Origin of the sequence: Pedobacter westerhofensis, assembly GCF_900182595.1 — a bacterium.
In the GTDB taxonomy this organism is placed as follows: Bacteria; Bacteroidota; Bacteroidia; order Sphingobacteriales; family Sphingobacteriaceae; genus Pedobacter; species Pedobacter westerhofensis.
Genome location: NZ_FXTN01000040.1, coordinates 1 through 1,118, shown reverse-complemented (window position 1 = coordinate 1,118; position 1,118 = coordinate 1). Strand labels below are relative to the sequence as shown.

Sequence of the window (1,118 nt, the reverse complement as noted above, 5' to 3'; positions counted from 1 at the left end):
GGTCACTTTACACCGAAATGAGGGGGTCAATTTAGAGCGGAATGAAGCGTCAGTTTAATTGCGGAATGAAGAGGTCAGTTTTGGCGAAACTCCCACCAGACACAGAAAGGTACTAAAACAGAAATTCAAAGAAATCTACGCTGTCTTCTCTCGTCTATCTCAAGCTATAAGGTCAGATATTTGCAATCAAATTAAAAACAGTAATGATATTGAAGCAATATGTCAAGGAGTAAAAACTCCCGTCAAAATTGATGATTCCGCAAAAGGAATTCGGAAAGTGATACGAACTTTTTTCCTAGACCTCTATAATCAAGTATTGGACGGCGATCCATTTAAGGATACTTATCATACTTCGTTAAGAGAGCATTTTGATAGTTTTAGTGATAAAAACAAAGAAACAACTCTATGTCCTATATGCGGAATTGGTGAACTTAAGAAAAAAGAAGATTCGACTCGTGACCAATATGATCACTTTTTACCAAAAGCTCTTTACCCATTCTCTTCTGTGAATTTTGAAAACTTGGTTCCTTCATGCAAAGAATGTAATTCATTTGATGCTAAAGGTGAGGATGATACAATTGCCGTTTCGACTGGCAAGCTTTTTTTTCCATTTGATAATTTACATAACGGTATTTCAGTAGAATTTCACATCGCATCAGATCATATAGAACCTGAAAAAGTAGATTGGAGAATTGATTTTACGAATCCAGATGGAAAGAATGATGAAATTGAATCTTGGAAAGCAGTATATAAAATTGAAACCAGATACTCTGGTCATGTTAAAGCACGTATAAATAAGTGGTATCGATTTTATTGGGAATACATACATGATAGTGATTTGCAACATTTATCAGAGGCAGACAGGAAGTTGTGCTGTTTGAAAGCATTAGAAAAAGACGAAACTTTAGAGTTAAGCTTCATTAGAAAACCGGCTTTGGATGGATTTATTGATGAATCAGTAATGGCAAAAGCAGAAATAGAAGCAAGATATTATTCATGAAAGATTTAAAACTTGATATTTTGGAGACTGTAAAGTGAACTGTGTCAACTCTAAAAAGTTAGAGTTAAAATAAGTAATTTAGTGATACTTAGGACACGATGAAAAATAAAGAACCATT

General features: G+C 34.1%; 1 protein-coding gene. It reads left to right on the top strand.

Features of this window, described 5'->3' with window-relative positions; all coding sequences use genetic code 11:
- Positions 1 to 58 precede the first annotated feature (58 nt).
- Positions 59 to 1,000, top strand: a complete 942-nt coding sequence (locus tag FN831_RS27560) for an HNH endonuclease (RefSeq protein WP_142531429.1) — start codon at positions 59 to 61, stop codon at positions 998 to 1,000.
- The last annotated feature ends 118 nt before the right edge of the window (positions 1,001 to 1,118 follow it).